Source organism: Blastococcus saxobsidens DD2 (genome assembly GCF_000284015.1).
Taxonomy (GTDB): domain Bacteria; phylum Actinomycetota; class Actinomycetes; order Mycobacteriales; family Geodermatophilaceae; genus Blastococcus; species Blastococcus saxobsidens_A.
The window spans coordinates 1438923-1454313 of record NC_016943.1 but is presented as its reverse complement, the minus strand read 5'-3'; the positions used below and the strand labels follow the sequence as shown (position 1 = coordinate 1454313).

General features: G+C 72.8%; 8 protein-coding genes and 1 pseudogene. 3 read left to right on the top strand and 6 right to left on the bottom strand.

From position 1 onward, the window contains the following. Nucleotides 1–497: 497 nt before the first annotated feature. From BLASA_RS06865 to BLASA_RS06850, 4 genes are read right to left on the bottom strand one after another with little or no spacing between them, the layout of a single operon-like run. Nucleotides 498–1691, bottom strand: coding sequence for a TniQ family protein (locus tag BLASA_RS06865; protein ID WP_014375342.1), 1194 nt, complete (start codon nt 1689–1691; stop codon nt 498–500). Continuing rightward, a complete protein-coding gene (locus BLASA_RS06860; protein WP_014375341.1) occupies nt 1691–2758 on the bottom strand; it encodes a TniB family NTP-binding protein in 1068 nt (355 codons plus the stop codon). The genes BLASA_RS06865 and BLASA_RS06860 overlap by 1 nt, the downstream gene beginning before the upstream one ends. Beyond that, nucleotides 2755–4800: a Mu transposase C-terminal domain-containing protein gene (locus tag BLASA_RS06855; RefSeq protein ID WP_014375340.1), complete on the bottom strand. Its 2046-nt coding sequence runs from the start codon at nt 4798–4800 to the stop codon at nt 2755–2757. The genes BLASA_RS06860 and BLASA_RS06855 overlap by 4 nt, the downstream gene beginning before the upstream one ends. Beyond that, a complete protein-coding gene (locus BLASA_RS06850) occupies nt 4797–5558 on the bottom strand; it encodes a TnsA-like heteromeric transposase endonuclease subunit (protein WP_014375339.1) in 762 nt (253 codons plus the stop codon). The genes BLASA_RS06855 and BLASA_RS06850 overlap by 4 nt, the downstream gene beginning before the upstream one ends. A 375-nt stretch (nt 5559–5933) precedes the next feature. Between BLASA_RS06850 and mobF the strand changes: the two genes are divergently transcribed. Both mobF and BLASA_RS06840 read left to right on the top strand, forming a co-directional pair. Continuing rightward, the gene (gene mobF / locus BLASA_RS06845) at nt 5934–11429 is read left to right on the top strand and encodes a MobF family relaxase (RefSeq protein WP_041775650.1); all 5496 of its coding nucleotides are present in this window, start codon (nt 5934–5936) and stop codon (nt 11427–11429) included. A gap of 345 nt (nt 11430–11774) precedes the next feature. Then, nucleotides 11775–12704: a hypothetical protein gene (locus BLASA_RS06840; RefSeq protein ID WP_166486493.1), complete on the top strand. Its 930-nt coding sequence runs from the start codon at nt 11775–11777 to the stop codon at nt 12702–12704. Between the two features lie 140 nt (nt 12705–12844). On the opposite strand, the gene BLASA_RS24895 is transcribed toward BLASA_RS06840, so the two are convergent. Continuing rightward, nucleotides 12845–13354 carry a hypothetical protein gene (locus BLASA_RS24895; protein ID WP_041775648.1) on the bottom strand — a complete coding sequence of 170 codons (510 nt, stop codon included), beginning with the start codon at nt 13352–13354 and terminating at the stop codon, nt 12845–12847. On the opposite strand from BLASA_RS24895, the pseudogene BLASA_RS26530 reads away from it, so the two are divergent. Beyond that, a pseudogene (locus BLASA_RS26530) lies at nt 13256–13921 on the top strand (DEAD/DEAH box helicase); the annotation flags it as partial. The gene BLASA_RS24895 and the pseudogene BLASA_RS26530 sit on opposite strands and share 99 nt — an antisense overlap. A 123-nt stretch (nt 13922–14044) precedes the next feature. On the opposite strand, the gene BLASA_RS06830 reads toward BLASA_RS26530, so the two are convergent. After that, entirely contained in the window at nt 14045–15352 is a 1308-nt protein-coding gene (locus tag BLASA_RS06830) for an IS256-like element ISBsa1 family transposase (RefSeq protein ID WP_014374930.1), read from the bottom strand. Nucleotides 15353–15391 lie beyond the last annotated feature (39 nt).

The window sequence follows — 15391 nt, the reverse complement described above, 5'->3', positions numbered from 1 at the left end:
CCACGAGCCGCCGGCGACGGTCCGTGGCGACCCGAGCAGCAGTCCCGACGCCGGAATAGGTGGCCGTCTCGTCGCGACCCTGCCCACCTCCATGGCCGGTCAGTAGGGGAAGCAGCCCGACGGCGGCACGCGGGTTGATGCCATCCTCGACAGCTGCGTCGACCGCAAACGCACAGCGGCCCACGACCTAGGTCGTAGAGCTGGCCGCTCCCGAGACGCCCTCGCGGTAATGACCTTGATGAGGTCGCCGATCTCCTTGCTGGGCTGGCCGCCTGACGTTCGTGGCTTGAGGCGCTCATTCTCTCCGAAGCGCACGAGGCAACGGTCGACACCGATCGGCACACCTCGTCGGCCGCACCAGACATCACGCCGGTCTCTCCGGCCGAGGCGGAGATCTGCGCAGCCGCCGAGTGTCCTGTTCAGTCGAAGATTGCGCTGGGTGGCGTCCCTGACCTGCGGTTCGCAAGGTAGATCCGAACAGCCCGAGCGGATCTTGTTCAGGTCAAGGTTGCACTTTCGGTGACCAGGCGGCCGCTGGCGTCTTCCGTGGGTAGCGTCGAGTCGGCGATGTCGAGCCTTGACTCCGGCTTGCGATGCAGGTCGATCGTGGTGCTGCTGGCGAAGATCGTGGCGGTGATCCCGTCCATCCTGGGTGACCAGTCGCGGATCAGGACTGGGCGGATGTGGCGGTGGTGCAGGAGGGTGCTGCCGCCGCGCCGGTTGATGCCGAACCAGTAGGCGCTGCGGTCGGTCCGGGCCTGGCTCTGGGCGCTGGCCCCAGCCGGGCGGAGCGCGCCGTACTCGCGGGTGTCCGGGAAGAGCTTCTCGGGTCGGCTCGGCGGGCGGTGGCTGTCGTATTTCATCCAGTGCGCGATCGCGTCGCCGCCGTCGGGCGGCTGATAGCCGGGGTGGGCGAGCAGGCGGCCGATCTCGGTGCGGAACCGCCGCTGCTGCTCGGGGCTGCCGCTGGCCAGCCGCCGCCAGGCCGGTGAGGCGAGCACCGCCGCGAGGGTGACGGCTTCGGGATATACCGCGGCGAACAGCCGGGAGGCGCTGAACGTCACCGCCTCTGCTCCGACGGGGATGAGTAGCTTCGTGCGGCCCTCCCATCGGAGCTGCCAGGAGACTGTGTCGGCGTCGGGTCGGTCGGCCCACAGGTGCCCGCAGATGAGGAACCCGGTCAGCACCGCGTCGAAGGTCGCCGCCGGCCCGTGTCGGCGCAGCAGCCTCAGGTGGCGCCGCTGGGCGCAGACGACGTCGTCGAGGTCGTCGTCGAGGTTGTCGCCGAGAGCGGTGGCCGGCTGGCCGGCGTCCGGGGGCCCGATCCAGTACCGGTGGCGGGTGCAGACGTAGCGGTGGTGCGGCAGCAGTCGGGCCACCGCTCCCCCGCCGTGCCGGGCGTCGCAGCGGGGGCAGCCGGGCTGGGGCTGGTGCCGCCACGCGGCCCAGTCTGGCGGCGGGTCGCGCAACTCGGGCAGCGCCCCGGCGAGGTGTGAGGTTGGGCGGCCGGTGAGAGCGGCGAGCCGATCCGCGAGGGCGTCGCGCCGGGCGGATCCGGGGCGGGGGGTGCTGATCGGCTCCCAGAGCTCGCGCGGCGCCATCCCGTGCAGGTTCGCCAGCCGCGCAAGGTAGGAGGCCAGCGTCTCGTGCCGGGCCGGCGGGACCGGGATCGGCAACCGGAGCGGGGGCATCAGCCCGCGGCCTGCTTCCGGCCGCCCCGGTTGCCGACCGCCCGGGGCGGGGTGGCGGCGCGTTCGGCGGCGTAGTCGACCGGGACGGTCTCGAGCAGCTCGCGGGTGATGCGTTCGCTGCCGTCCTCGATGGCCAGGATCGCCGCGCCGCGGACCAGCTGCGAGAGGCTGCCGATCATCCCGCCGCTGCGCCGGTAGAGGTGCTCCTCGAGGGCGAGCAGGTCACCGGGGCGGTGGCGGTGCAGCCGCAGGGTGCCGTCCATGGTGGCGATCAGCGCGCGCCACTGTTCGCGTTGCTCGGTGGTGCCGTAGGCGAACGCGGTGGCCGGGATGACGGTGAACCGGCCGGCGATCTGCCGGCCGCGAACGCCGGCGAACAGGCCCTGCGCCTCCACGTCGATGCCGGCGTAGCAGAAGGTGGCCGGCAGCCGCTCGGCGAAGTACTTCAGCTGGTCGGAGACTTCCGCGCCGGCGCGGGTGGCCAGGTTGAGATTGTGCAGCTCGTCGACGCAGACCAGCTCCACGCGGGTGCGGGTGGCGGTGGTGCAGACCGCCTCGGTGACGTCGGTGAGGTTCGCCCGGGCGGTGAAGCTCAGGCCGAGGAAGCGGGCGAACTCCACGGCCAGCATCCGCGCGGTCGCCGCCGGCGGGACGGTCACGTAGAGCACCGGCAGCCGGTGCTCATCCTCGGGAAAGCGCCGGCGGGTGCGCCGCTCGTGGGTGCGCCCCAGCTGGGTCAGCGCGGTCGTCTTCCCGGTCCCGGAGGCGCCGGAGACGATCACCCCGCGGCGGGCGGAGATCTGGTGCCGGTTGAGCTGGACCAGTAGCCGTGCGGTGGCGATCAGCTGCTGGATCGTCGGGGTGTTCGCCAGCGGCAGGTCGGCGTGGTAGTCCCGCCGCGCCTGGTCGTAGGCCTCCCGCTGCCGGGGTGGCAGCCCGGCCAGCGCCGCGGTCTCGAGCAGCGCCGGCGGGCTCGGCTGCCGGTCGACGAAGCGGCGCCAGCCCTCCTTGGTGGTCAGCGGATCCTCGACCCCGCCCGGGTCGATGCCGCCGTCGGGGTCGGTCACCACCGGTCGGCCTCCGCGTCGGCATCGAAGACCCCGAACGGGATCACCGTGGCCAGCCGCCCGTCGCGGCCGTCATCCCGCTCGACGTCCTCCGGCGCGGCGGTGTCCGCGTCCGCGTCATCGTCCCGGGATGGGGGGCTGTGCGCGGCCGCGGCGACCCGGGTGCGGGCGGCGATCCGGTCGCTGACCTTGTCCACCGGGCCGGCCTGCGCCCGGGTGAGCAGGTCATCGAGCACCCGGGCGACCTCGGTCTCGTTGGTGTCGTCCCGACCTGCCTCGGCGGCGAGGCGCCGGGCGTGCCGCCAGGTGAACTCGGCGAACGGCGCCGAGACCATTGGCAGGTGGGTCCACGGCACCGTCAGCCAGCCCTCGGCGGTGCGCACGAACACGTGCGTGGCGTCATAAGGGTCGTAGTGCACCTCCCACAACCCGCGGCGGGCGGTGACCCCGGAGTGCTGCTGCCGCCACGGGCCCAGCTCAGGACTGTCGTAGGTGCGGTAGCCGATCCGGATGCCGTAGGCGTTGATCGCCCGCCAGGCCACCGGCAGCAGCTCCAGGTAGTCCTCCCCGGCCAGCGTCAGCGGCAGGTAGCCAGCGGCGGCGACCAGCGCGGCATACATCTCATTCGGCGAGAGCGCCCGCCGCGGTGCCAGCGGGTCACGCAACGCGTCGTGCGGGCGGGTCTGCCAGCCGGCCAGCAGCCACTCATCGAGCAGGTCCTGCAGCTCCGGCAGCGTCCAGGCGCCGGTCGCATCCGTGCCCCGCAGCGTGGTGTTGTAGCCGGTGTAGGAGGCCACGTGCTGGCAGAACAGAGAATTGATCGCCTCGAATGTCGTCTCGACGATCGGCTTGTCCGTCGGCGTCCGCGGCCTCGCCCGCTGCACCGAGACGCCCAGCCGGGCGCAGGCGCGGGTGAACGTGTCGGAGAGGAACACCTTGCCGCCGTCGATCACGATGGTGTCCGGCACGATCACCGGCCGGGCCGCGGCCAACTGCATCCGCGCGTCGATGTCGACCAGCCGGGCGTGCGGCAGCCGGGAGGCGGCCATCCGTAGCGCCACCGGCCAGCCCGGCCGCATCGGCTCGGGCACCAGCATCCGGGCCAGCAGCAGCGCCGCGTCCACCGCCTTGGTGCCGACCGGGCGCAGCACCGCCGCGCAGATGGTGCGGGAGGCGACGTCGACCGCGATCGTCAGATCGGCGCGCACCGGGGTCCCGTTGTCCAGCAGCACCAGCACGTCGATCGGGGTGGAGTCGATCTGCACCTGCGCCCCCGGCCGGGCGGCGTGGCTGGGGGTGAACACCCCCGGTGGGCGGTTGGCGGTCTGCCTGCGGGTGACCGCCGAGCCGAACGTGTGCCGGCCGGCGGCCAGGACGTCGATCAGCCGGTAGAACGTCGTCCGGCCCGGCAGCGGCACCACCCCGGGCCCGTGGGTGGCCTCGACCGCCTTGGCCGCCCGGCGGATCAGCCGCGACCGGGTGCCGGTCGAGGTGTCGGTCTCCGCCTCGATGACCTCCCGGACCGCCTCAACCAGCCGCGCATCCACCCGTCCGGTCGCTTCCCACTCCCGCGCCGCCCGCTGGTCCACCAGTCCCCACAGGCCCTGCCGGGCGTAGCGGGCCCGGCGCAGTTGCACTGTGCGAACGCTGACCGCGAGCTCGGCCGCCTTCGCCTCCTCGCGCTGGCGCAGCGTCGTGGTCGCCGGGTCATAGCCCGCCCGCGGGACCGCGCCGGACGGCGGGTTCGGCGGCAGCCCGGTCTCCACCTCCACCACCTGGCGTTCCCACTCCCGCGCCGCCTCCAGCACGCCGGCCGGCAGCCGGTCGAGCAGCCCGAACGGCTGCACCGCCGGCGCCGGCGCGCCGCCGATGACCGCGAACTCCGGGGAGGCCAGCAGGTAGCCGGCAAGCACCACCTGCTCGGTGCCGTCGCCCGCGCGCAGCCGCACCGACGTGCCGGCCAGCGCGATGACCTGGTGCTCGCCGCCGTCGAAGTGCACCCGGTCGCCCGGCCGCAGCACCGCGGCCCGTCCCGGCGTCATCGCGTGCCCGCCGCGGGACTCACCAGCGTCTCCGGATGCAGCGGCACCGACACGTCCGCGGTCAACTCGTGCGACCACAGCAGGTGAAACAGCACCGGCAGCACCGCGATCGGGTCGCCCGCCGCCTCCGCACCGGCCATCAACGGCGTTGGCGTCGCGAACACCCGCCGCAGCGCCTCGACGCTCTCCGGCAGCCGGTGCCGAGGATGCCGGTAGCCGGCCAGCCAGCGCACGTTCTCGGTCTCGACCGCCTCCGGGGCGCCGAGCAGCCGGTACTCCCAGCCGACCAGCGCGCACGCCCTCGCGGTCGCGTCGAACTTCGCCACGTCCCGCGGCTTGCGACGCTCCACCGGCCGGCAGTCGATGACCACCGCCGAGCCGTCCGCCCGCCGGGCGAAGAAGTCCGGTGCGTGCGATGCCTGCTCGCCCGCCTCGCCGGTCCAGCGCAGCCAGAACGGCTGGGATGCGATGCCGACCACGGTCGGGTCGAAGTCCAGCCACATCAAGTTGTCGCGCTCGAGCCAGGACTCGAAGCCCACGTGGCCGCCGGTTGACGAAGACCACCACAGCCCGCTCAGGTGCCGCTGCCCCTTGCGCGATACGAACCGGCGCACCGGCGTTCCGTGCTCGAACGCCACCGTCCACGCCTCGGCCAACGGCACCCGGAGCTCGGCGCCGTCCTCGGTCAGGTAGCCGACCTGAAAACCGTCCGCGCGCAGTGAGTCAGCGGCCTCCGCCGCCCGAGGTGACTGTGTCACCCGTCACAGTGTTCGCCAGCGGTCGGCCCGATCCCGGTAGCGACTCGCAAGCTAATTCCGGACGTCGCAAGATCACTCGCAAGGTAAGTCCGGACTTCGCAAGGTCCAGCCGGACAGGACACCGAGGCAGGCAACCCCTCGGACCATGCAGAACGACAATCCAGCCGACACACCTTCTGCACCGCCGGTCACGGGCCCGCTCCCCGCACTCAAGCGACGCAGGCCACACCGTCGAATAACGTCCTCCTGGCGCAGGAGCCATCAGCGGCGGACCGATCCAGAGTCGCTCAGGGCGAGACGCCGCTGGCGGCAAGAGTGCACTGGAGAATCACTGCAGGGAGGCTGAAGGCCGCCTGCCTACCGTCCGCGGACGTGATGTCACTGCACAAGCTGACCGCCGGGGACGGCTACACGTACCTCACCCGTCAGGTGGCGGCAGTCGACAGCACAGAACGCGGTCACGTGGGGTTGGGCGACTACTACTCCCGGCGCGGTGAGTTCCCCGGCGCGTGGGCCGGGGGCGGTCTGGCCGGCCTGATCGGCGTGTCGGAGGGGCAACCGGTCGGCGAGGAGCAGATGAAAGCCCTCTTCGGCCAGGGGCGGCATCCGGACGCCGACCGGCTGGAGAAGGAGGCCCTCGCGGCGGGCTGCACCGCCGAGGAGGCACGGGCGGCCGGTGCACTCGGCCACCCCTTCCTGATCTTCGCCGCCGACTCCAACGGGTTCCCTGCCCGCTGCGCTCGCAGGTACGCCGAGTTCAATGCTGCCCGCGGCGCTGAACTCGGCGCTCCGATCCCAACAGACGAACGCGCGCGGATTCGCAGCGCGATGGGCCAGTCGATGTTCGCCGAGGCTCACGGCCGTCCGCCCGCCGATGCCCGGGAGCTGTCGGGCTTCATCGCCCGTGCGTCCCGACCGGCGACGACGGCGGTTGCCGGCTACGACCTGACCTTCTCGCCGGTCAAGTCCGTCTCGGCGCTCTGGGCGCTGGCGTCCCGGGACATGGCCGAGCAGATCGAGGCTGCGCATGCCGCCGCTGTCGCCGACGTTCTCGCGTGGCTCGAGCAGCACGCGACATTCACCCGGCTCGGCCACGGCGGCGTCCGGCAGGTGGAGACCATCGGGCTGGTGGCCGCGGTGTTCACGCACCGCGAGTCGCGCGCGGGCGACCCGGATCTGCACACGCACGTAGCGGTGAGCAACAAGGTGCAGACCCACGACGGCCGCTGGCGGGCGCTGGACGGTCGGGTCTTGCACAAGGCCGTCACCGCTGCCTCCGAGCGATACAACACGAGACTGGAGACCCACATGGTCGGCCGCCTCGGTGTGCGGTTCGCCGCACGGCCCGATGGCGAGCCCGGCAAGCGACCGGTACGCGAAATTGTCGGCATAGACGCCGGTCTGCTGGCCGCGTGGTCCACCCGGCGCCGGGCCATCGATGTCCGCCGCGGTGAATTGGCCGCCGACTTCCAGCAGGACCACGGCCGCCCGCCGACGACGGTTGAGGCGATCGTGCTGGCCAAGCAGGCGACGCTGGAGACTCGGGATCCCAAGCACGAGCCGCGCTCGCTGGCCGATCAGCGGCAGGCGTGGCGGTCCGAGGCGGTCGCGGTTCTCGGCTCGCCGGCTGCCCTGTCCCGCATGATGGACGAGGCGCTGTTCCGGCCGGCCCGGGGAACCACCCCCCGGCTGACCGACGGCTGGGTGGCCGCGGCGGCCGCCCGGGTGGTGGACACCGTCAGTGCCCAGCGGGCCACCTGGCAGGTCTGGCACGTGGCCGCTGAGGCGGAGCGGATGGTCCGCGCCGCCGCCTTTGCGCCGGAGGACGTGGACGCCGCCGTCGATCGGCTGACCGACACCGTCCTCTCCTTCGCCTGGTCGGTGCCGCTCGGCGAGATCGACCCGGTCGACGAGCCGCCGGAGCTGCGCCGCGGCGACGGGGCCAGCGTCTACACGGTGGCCGGCGCCCGGCTCTACACCAGCCGGGCGATCCTGGACGCTGAGGCGCGGCTGGTCACCGCCGCCGGTCAGGGTGGCGGCCGCCGCGCCGACCCGGGCACGGTCGGGCTGGCCCTGCTGGAGGCCACCGCCAACGGCGCCGAGCTCAACCCCGGACAGGCGCAGCTGGTCCGGGAGCTGGCCGGCAGCGGCGCCCGGCTGCAGCTGGCGCTCGCCCCGGCCGGTGCGGGCAAGACCACCGCGCTGGCCACCCTGGCCCGGGCCTGGACCGCCGACGGCGGCATCGTCCTCGGGCTGGCGCCGTCGGCCGCCGCCACCGCTGCGCTGCGCGCCGGCCTCGGCGGGCACTGCGACACCCTGGCCAAGCTGGTGTCCTGCCTCGACAGCGGCCGCCTTCCGGACTGGGCGGCAGGTATCGGCCCGCGCTCCCTGGTGGTGGTCGACGAGGCCGGTATGGCCGGAACTCTCGAGCTGGCCCGAGCCGTGGAGTACGTGCTGGGTCGCGGTGGCAGCCTCCGGCTGATCGGCGACGACCGGCAGCTGGCCTCCGTCGCCGCCGGCGGCGTGCTGCGCGACATCGCCGCCGCCCACGGCGCGGCCACCCTCACCGAACTGGTCCGCTTCACCGACCCGGCCGAGGCCGCGGCCACCGTCGCCCTCCGGGACGGCGACACCATCGGCCTGGGCTTCTACCTCGACCACCACCGGGTGCACGTCGGGGACCTGTCCACCTGCGCCGGCCAGGCGTATGCGGCCTGGGCCGCCGACCGCGCCCGCGGCCTGGACGCGCTGCTGCTGGCCCCCACCCGCGAGCTGGCGACCCGGCTCAACGACCGCGCCCGCGCCGACCGGCTGGCCCGCGCCCCGTCCACGGGCGGTCCCGAAGTGCGCCTGGCCGACGGCACCGTGGCCGGCGCCGGGGACGCCGTCATCACCCGCAGCAACGACCGCACGCTGCGCGTCACCACCACCGACTGGGTGAAGAACGGCGACCGCTGGACCGTCACCGGCGTCAGCTCAGACGGCCGCGTGGACGTCGCCCACGCCGTCACCGGACGGCGGATCACCCTGCCCGCCGGCTACGTGCGCGAACACGTGCAGCTCGGCTACGCCAGCACCGTGCACGCCGCGCAGGGGCACACCGCGGAGGCGTGCCACACCGTGCTCTCCGGGGCCGAGAGCCGGCAGATGCTGTACGTGGCGCTCACCCGCGGTCGCACCGCCAACCACCTCTACCTCGCCACCGCCGGCGACGGCGACCCGCACAGCGTCATCACCCCGGCCGCGGTGTGTCCGCCGACCGCCACCGACCTGCTCACCGCGATCCTGGCCCGCGACGGCGCACAGATCTCGGCCACCACGGCGGGGCGGGCCGCCGCGCAGCCCGCCACCCTCCTGGCCCACGCGGCCGCCCGATACACCGACGCGCTGCAGTTCGCCGCCGACCACACTCTCGGCCGGCAGGCCGGAGAAGAACTGGAGAACGCCGCCGAGCGGCTGCACGCCGGGCTCACCACCGCACCGTCCTGGCCCACGCTGCGCGCCCGCCTCGCGCTGGCTGCTCTTTCCGGCACCAACCCGCTCACCGCCCTCCGCAACGCCGCCACTGGCCGGGAACTGGGCAGCGCCGCCGACCCCGCCGCCGTCCTGGACTGGCGGCTGCACCCCCAGCACCCGGCCGCCCCAGCCGGCGGGCCGCTGCCCTGGTTGCCCGCCGTCCCGGCCGAGCTGGCCGACCACCCGCACTGGGGGCCTTACCTGGCCGCCCGGGCCGAGCAGGTCACCGGGCGCGCCGACGAAGTGGCCCGGGCCGCCGGAACCTGGACAGCGGCCACCGCCCCGGGCTGGGCCCGGCCGCTGCTGGACACCGCGCCGTCGCCACTGCGGGCGGACCTCGCCGTGTGGCGGTCCGCCCTCGACATCCCCGACGCCGAGCGGCGGCCCACCGGCCCCCAACGGCCGGCCGCCGCCGAGCGCACCCATCAGCGCCGGCTCGACCGGGTCCTGTCCACCGTGCTCCCGTCGCGGGGCACGTCGACCTGGGCCGCGCTGGCCGACGGCATCGACCCCCGCATCCGACGTGACGAGCACTGGCCGGCCCTGGCCGGCCGGCTCGCCGCCGCCGACCGCGCCGGCCTCGACGCCGCCGGGCTGCTGACCGCCCTCGCCGCCGGACAGCCGCTGCCCGACGACCTGCCCGCCGCCGCCCTCTGGTGGCGGCTGGCCCCGCACCTCGGACCGGCCACCATTCCCGCGCAGGCCGCCGCGCTCCCGCCCCGCCCGGACTGGTACCCCGCCCTGCTCCGGCAGCTTCCCCAGGAGTCGGAGCGCAGTGCACTGGTCGACCCGGCCTGGCCCGCGCTGGTCGCGGCGGTCTCCGCCGCCGTCCGCGCCGGATGGGACGCCGACGAGCTGGTCGCGACCGCCGCGACCGGCCTGCCCGGCACGCTCGCCGCCGGCACGGCGGTCGAGGCGCTGGTGTTCCGCGTCACCGCCCTCACCGACCCCGCCCCGGTCCAGACCGCCGAACCGCTCCCGAGCGATCTGCGGCCACCCGAGGACGCCCACCTCCTCCCCCAACCCGACGCGCCGGTGTGGATCAGCGCGGACGACCCGCTGCTGGCCGACCTGCCGCCCGAGGACACCCCCGACCGGGACGACGCCCGGCCGCCGTCTCGAATGGCGGAGCCGACCTTCCTGACCCCCGACCCGTTCACCCCGGCCGGCCCGGGCGGCGTCGACGAGGCCGACTACCTGCTCGAGCAGCACTATTGGGCCACCGCCGCCGTCGGGCGCGACCGGCTCATCGAACTCAACACCCAGGCCGCAGCCTTCTTCACCGCCCACTACCCCGGCTCCTGGGCGCTCGGCTACCTGCGCGAGCGGCTGGGTACCGATCCCGCCCGCGACTCCCGGTTCACCGTCGGGTACGCCCCGGGCGGCTGGACGTCCCTGACCGACCACCTGCGGCGCTCGGGGGCCACCGACGAGGAGTTGCTGGCCGCCGGGCTGGCCTCGCGCGCGTCCACTGGCCGGCTGATCGATCGCTTCCGCGACAGGCTCACCTTCCCGATCCGAGACACCGACGGCGCGATCCGCGGCTTCGTCGCCCGCCGGAACCCCGCCGCCACCGACGACGGCCGCGCCGGTCCCAAGTACCTCAACACCCCGACGACCGACCTATACCGCAAGAGCGAGCACCTGCTCGGACTGCACGGGGCCCAACTGGCGCTGGCCGCCGGAGCCGCGCTGGCCCTCGTCGAAGGGCCGCTGGACGCGATCGCCCTCACCCTGGCCGCCGACGGCCGGACCGTCGGCGTCGCCACCCTCGGCACCGCGCTAACCGATCAGCAGGCCGACCTGCTACGGCCGCACATCCACGCCGACGGCCCCGGCATCCTGGTCGCCACCGACAACGACCCCGCCGGGCATCAGGCCGCCGAGCGGATCTTCTGGCTGCTCACCGCACGCGGCGACCACCCGCGCCGCCTCGCCCTACCCGACGGGCTTGATCCCGCCGACCTCCTCTACCGAGACGGCGCCACCGCGCTGCGCAACGCCATCGACACCGCGACCAGCCTCGCCGACGCCTTCCTTGACGCGGCGTGCTTCGACAGGAACCCCGCGGACCTCCACACGACACTGCACCAAGTTGGCGCCATCATCACGGCTCTGCCTCCCAGCCGGTGGCTGGCACACATCGACCGAGTCACCCAGACCCTCGGCGTCCCGCCCGGCACCGTCCACAACGCAGTGCTGGGAGCCGAACGGACCACCGCGCCGCCTCTCAGATCGACGACCGGCCCGGCGCAAGTGTCCCAGCTGGCGTCCCCCTACGAAGATCGTCACCGGACGGGTCTACCGGGACACCCGCCTCAAGCCACCCCGACTAACCTGCACCATTCCCTGTAGCCGTTCGGCTTCCGAGACGTCCGGACGTGCCGATGTGCCGATGCGCGGTCGATGCTGCTGCCCCTCCGAACGAGCAGAACGGGCGCTTCTGGTCGCGGGCAGGTGGGTGGCGCGATCAGCGGCATGAGCGCACGTTCGGGAGCGCACGTCACATGCATCGCGCGGTGCCCGAGAGCGGACCCCGGAGACCGTCCCTCGCCCCGCAGGCAGGCAGACGCGACGATTTCGGCTACGGGATGATGGGACCGTGACGACGACGCTCCCAAGCTCGCAAGGTGAAGTGGGGCGTCCGCTCGTCGTCGACCTTGTGCAGGTACCCGCGACCCGATCCGAGGGTCAGCACCTGTGACGACTCCCGACTCGCCCGCAGCACCGCCCCCGGCACCCGCCCCGGTGGGTCCGACGCCTGCGCAGTCTGAGGAGTTCGCTCGAACCAACAACCGCCTGACAGTCGGTGACTACCTGAAACGAGCGTTCCACGACGGCTCCGCTGCCGCAGGCAAGTGCGAATGGAGTTCACACGTCGCCGTCAGCCTCACCCCCGAGGAGGCCGGCGCGCTCGCCTGGGTGCTTATCGACACAATCATGCGGGCCCGCTTCGGGCCCGCCACCGCCTTGCACGACATGTGGAGGCAGCACACGCTCGCGGGCACCAGAATCCCGTCGCCGACCAACCGCATCATCGCGTCGTTCGTCGAGCCGGTGTTCGGACTGCCCAACGCCGAGAAGAGCGAGCACCACCTGCACGGGCACGTCGGCGAGTGGCTCTGGCACCTGCTCACGAAGGACAACCGCGCCGTCCGGGTCCAGCCCGACCCGAAGGGTGACGTCACCGACGCCGGCGGCGACGGCTTCTCGATCTACGAGACAGGCACGGGCGCGCTGCGGTTCCGGCTCTGGGAAAGCAAGAAGAACACCGGTTCCGGGTCGCTTTCCACGACCCTGAACGACGCCTACACACAGCTTGCCGAGGCCGGTCAGCGGTACGTCGCCAAGATCGTCGGCACGTTCGCACAGGTCTCGAACGACAACTCCGACGAGATGATGACCTTCATCACCGAGGTGCCTGAGGCATGGGTCCAAGGTGACGAGCTCGTCGGCGTCGGCGTGATGCTCGCGACGCACCAGACGCTGCCCAAGACGCCGTTCAGGAATATGGCGGCCAAGCTGCCTCTGCTCGGCAAGCCAGGTCAGCTGCGCGGCCTCGCCACGAGCATCAGCTGCTACGACGCGCTCGCCAAGACGGTGAGGAGGTACGCGTGGACCGCGCTCTAGCCAGAGAACATCTCACTGGCGCGTTCGGCGACGTCCAGCTCAGCGAGCTCCCCACCGTCGCCGAGCTGACCGACCTCATCGCCGAGCTCGAGATCGAGCTCGTACGCGGCCTCACCGAAACCGGGTTCCGAGCCGACCTCTCACCGCTGCGACGCTCCGCGTGGTACCTGCACGGCATCGCCTCGACCGCCGAGACGTCTCGATACCCAGCGGAGCAGCGCCGCCGTGCCTTCGCCGTCAGCGCTCACGTCCTCGACCTCCTCCTGGAGGACCCGGCCGAGACAGGCCGGGTTCGGCTGGCTACCGCGTTCGCCGCGCAGGTCGGGTACCACCGCGCCGACGAGACCCCGAACGCTGGCGCCGTCCACCGCAAGCTCCGTTACGTTCTGGCAGAGCCTGCCGAGTTCACCGAGAGCGCAGACGTGGCGCTGCACGCCGGGATCCTCTTCCTCGGATTCGAGATGACCGCGCTCAACCGGCACCTGCGCACGTGGGCGACCACCGCGGCTGCGCTGACGCGCGGGGCCCAGCTCGGCAGCCTCGACGGGACCATGTTCGGCCCGACGCAGCGGCTCCTGCGGGGCATCGCCGACCTCGTCACGTACCTGCGTGAAGGCAGTACCGACGCGCTCGGGGCCGCCCGCGGCCACCTACTGCTCGTCGTCCGTGCCGAGGTCGGAATCAGCGACCTGGACACCCGCTGGGTCGCCGGGCACTTACTCGCCCTCGCGAACGGGCTCAGCGAAGGCAGCGTATGGGCGGTGCTTCCACCGGACGTCCCCGCGGCCGTGAAGCAAGCGTTCACGCTAGACCGGCAGCCAGTCCTGACGCTCTGGCCGCCGCAGCGCAGCCTGGTCGCCCACCCGACGATCAGTCCACTCAGCCTGGCGACGTCGAGGCTGCTCGTGTCTGTCCCGACGAGTGCTGGCAAGACGCTGCTCGCGCAGTTGATCATCTGTGCGCACATGGCACAGGACGACCTGGATGTCTGCTACGTGACGCCGCTTCGCAGCCTCGGGCGAGAGATGCGCCAGGCGCTCCGGTCCCGGCTGAGGTATCTCGACCGTCGGCTCGGCGCAGACCTTCCCGACGGCTTCGGCACGCAGGACCTCACCAGCGGCGGCCTGCAAGACACAGACGAGAGCTCCAGCCAGCTTCCGCAAGTCGAGGTGATGACGCCCGAGCGACTCATGAACGCGCTGCGGCAGTCGCCGCAGGAGGTCTTGAGCCGGTTCAGCCTGTTCATCATCGACGAGGCGCACCTCATCGCTCAATCCGGCGGCCGCGGACTGCGAGGATGTCCCGAGTTCCGTAGAACTTCGGTGGCGGCCCGTTGTGCGTCAGGCTGCGACGACCTCCTCATCATGCACGGCGGGTGTGACAGTTCCGGTGATCTCGGCGTCGAGCGCGGCGCGCAGCTTCGCCAGGTGCAGGTGGCCGTTGACCCGGCGGAACTGCTTGCCGGCCTCGACCATGCCGGCGGCGCACCAGCGCAGGGCCATCTGCCCGTCCCGCCAGCGCTTGACGTTGCGGGCGTGATCACGACAGATGGAGATCATCGACTCGATCGCGTTGGTCGAGCGCAGCGTGCGGGCCAGCGTGGGCGGCACCCCCAGGCGCAGCACGGTCAGCGTCTCGTGCAGGCCTTCGCGCAGGCTGGCAGCCGCGCTCGGGTGGGTCTTGTCCAGCTCCCGGGCCAGCCCGGTCAGCGCCGCCTCGGCCTCTAGCGCCGAGTCGGCGTGGTAGGCCGCGCGCATCTTTGTGCCGACCGGGCCGCGTAGCCGCTGCGGTAGTCGGTCCTGAACGTTTCGGATCTTGTGCAATTGGCAGCGCTGGATCACCGGGTGGTCGAAGACGTCGACCACGGCCTTGCGCAGCGCCTTCGCCCCGTCGATGCCGACCAGGATCGGCCGGCTCACGTCCAGCCCCCGATCGCGCAGGCCGACCAGCAGGTCGGTGACCACCGTGGCGTTCTCCGTCGCCCCCTCGACCAGGGCGAGGGGGTGCTTGACCCCCTCGGAGTCGATGCCCAGCGCGACGACGCAGCAGGATTCGCCGAAGTGCACCCCGTCGACCATCAGCGCGACCAGGTCCAATGCGGACAGGTCCGCGGCAAGCAGCTCGGCCAGGGCGGTCTCGGTCATCGCCACGAACTTCCGGGACACCGCCGACTTGCTCGTCGCCTTCGCCGCCGCGCTGACGTGGTCGCCGACCGGTTCCAGGCCAACCCGGTAGCGGCGGGTGGACAGGCCGGCCAGCATCCGCTCCATCGCCATCGACCCGAGGATCTCGGTGCCGCTGAACAGCTCGTAGGTGGGCACGGACAGCTCGCCGGAGCCGTCAGCGGCGCGCACCCGCGGACGGCTCACTGGCACCCGCCGCCCGCCCAGGGTCACCGACCCGCGCTCGGAGCCGTGCCGGACCGCGGTCCGACCGGCATCGTGCTTGCCCTTCGGCCCGGCCATCCCGGTCACGTCGGCCTCCATCAGCGCCTGCATCACCTGCAGGCCGGCGCCGACCGCGAGGGCGAGCAGGCCCTCACGCATCGTGCCGGCGATCTCGGCCATCGCCACATTCACCCGCTCCGGCACGACGACTCCGTCGCCGGTAGGCGTGTCGATCTTGTCCTTCTGGTACTTCTTGGTCACGGCGGTCCCCTGCTCGAAGTGGTGTCTTGGCGGACGCCC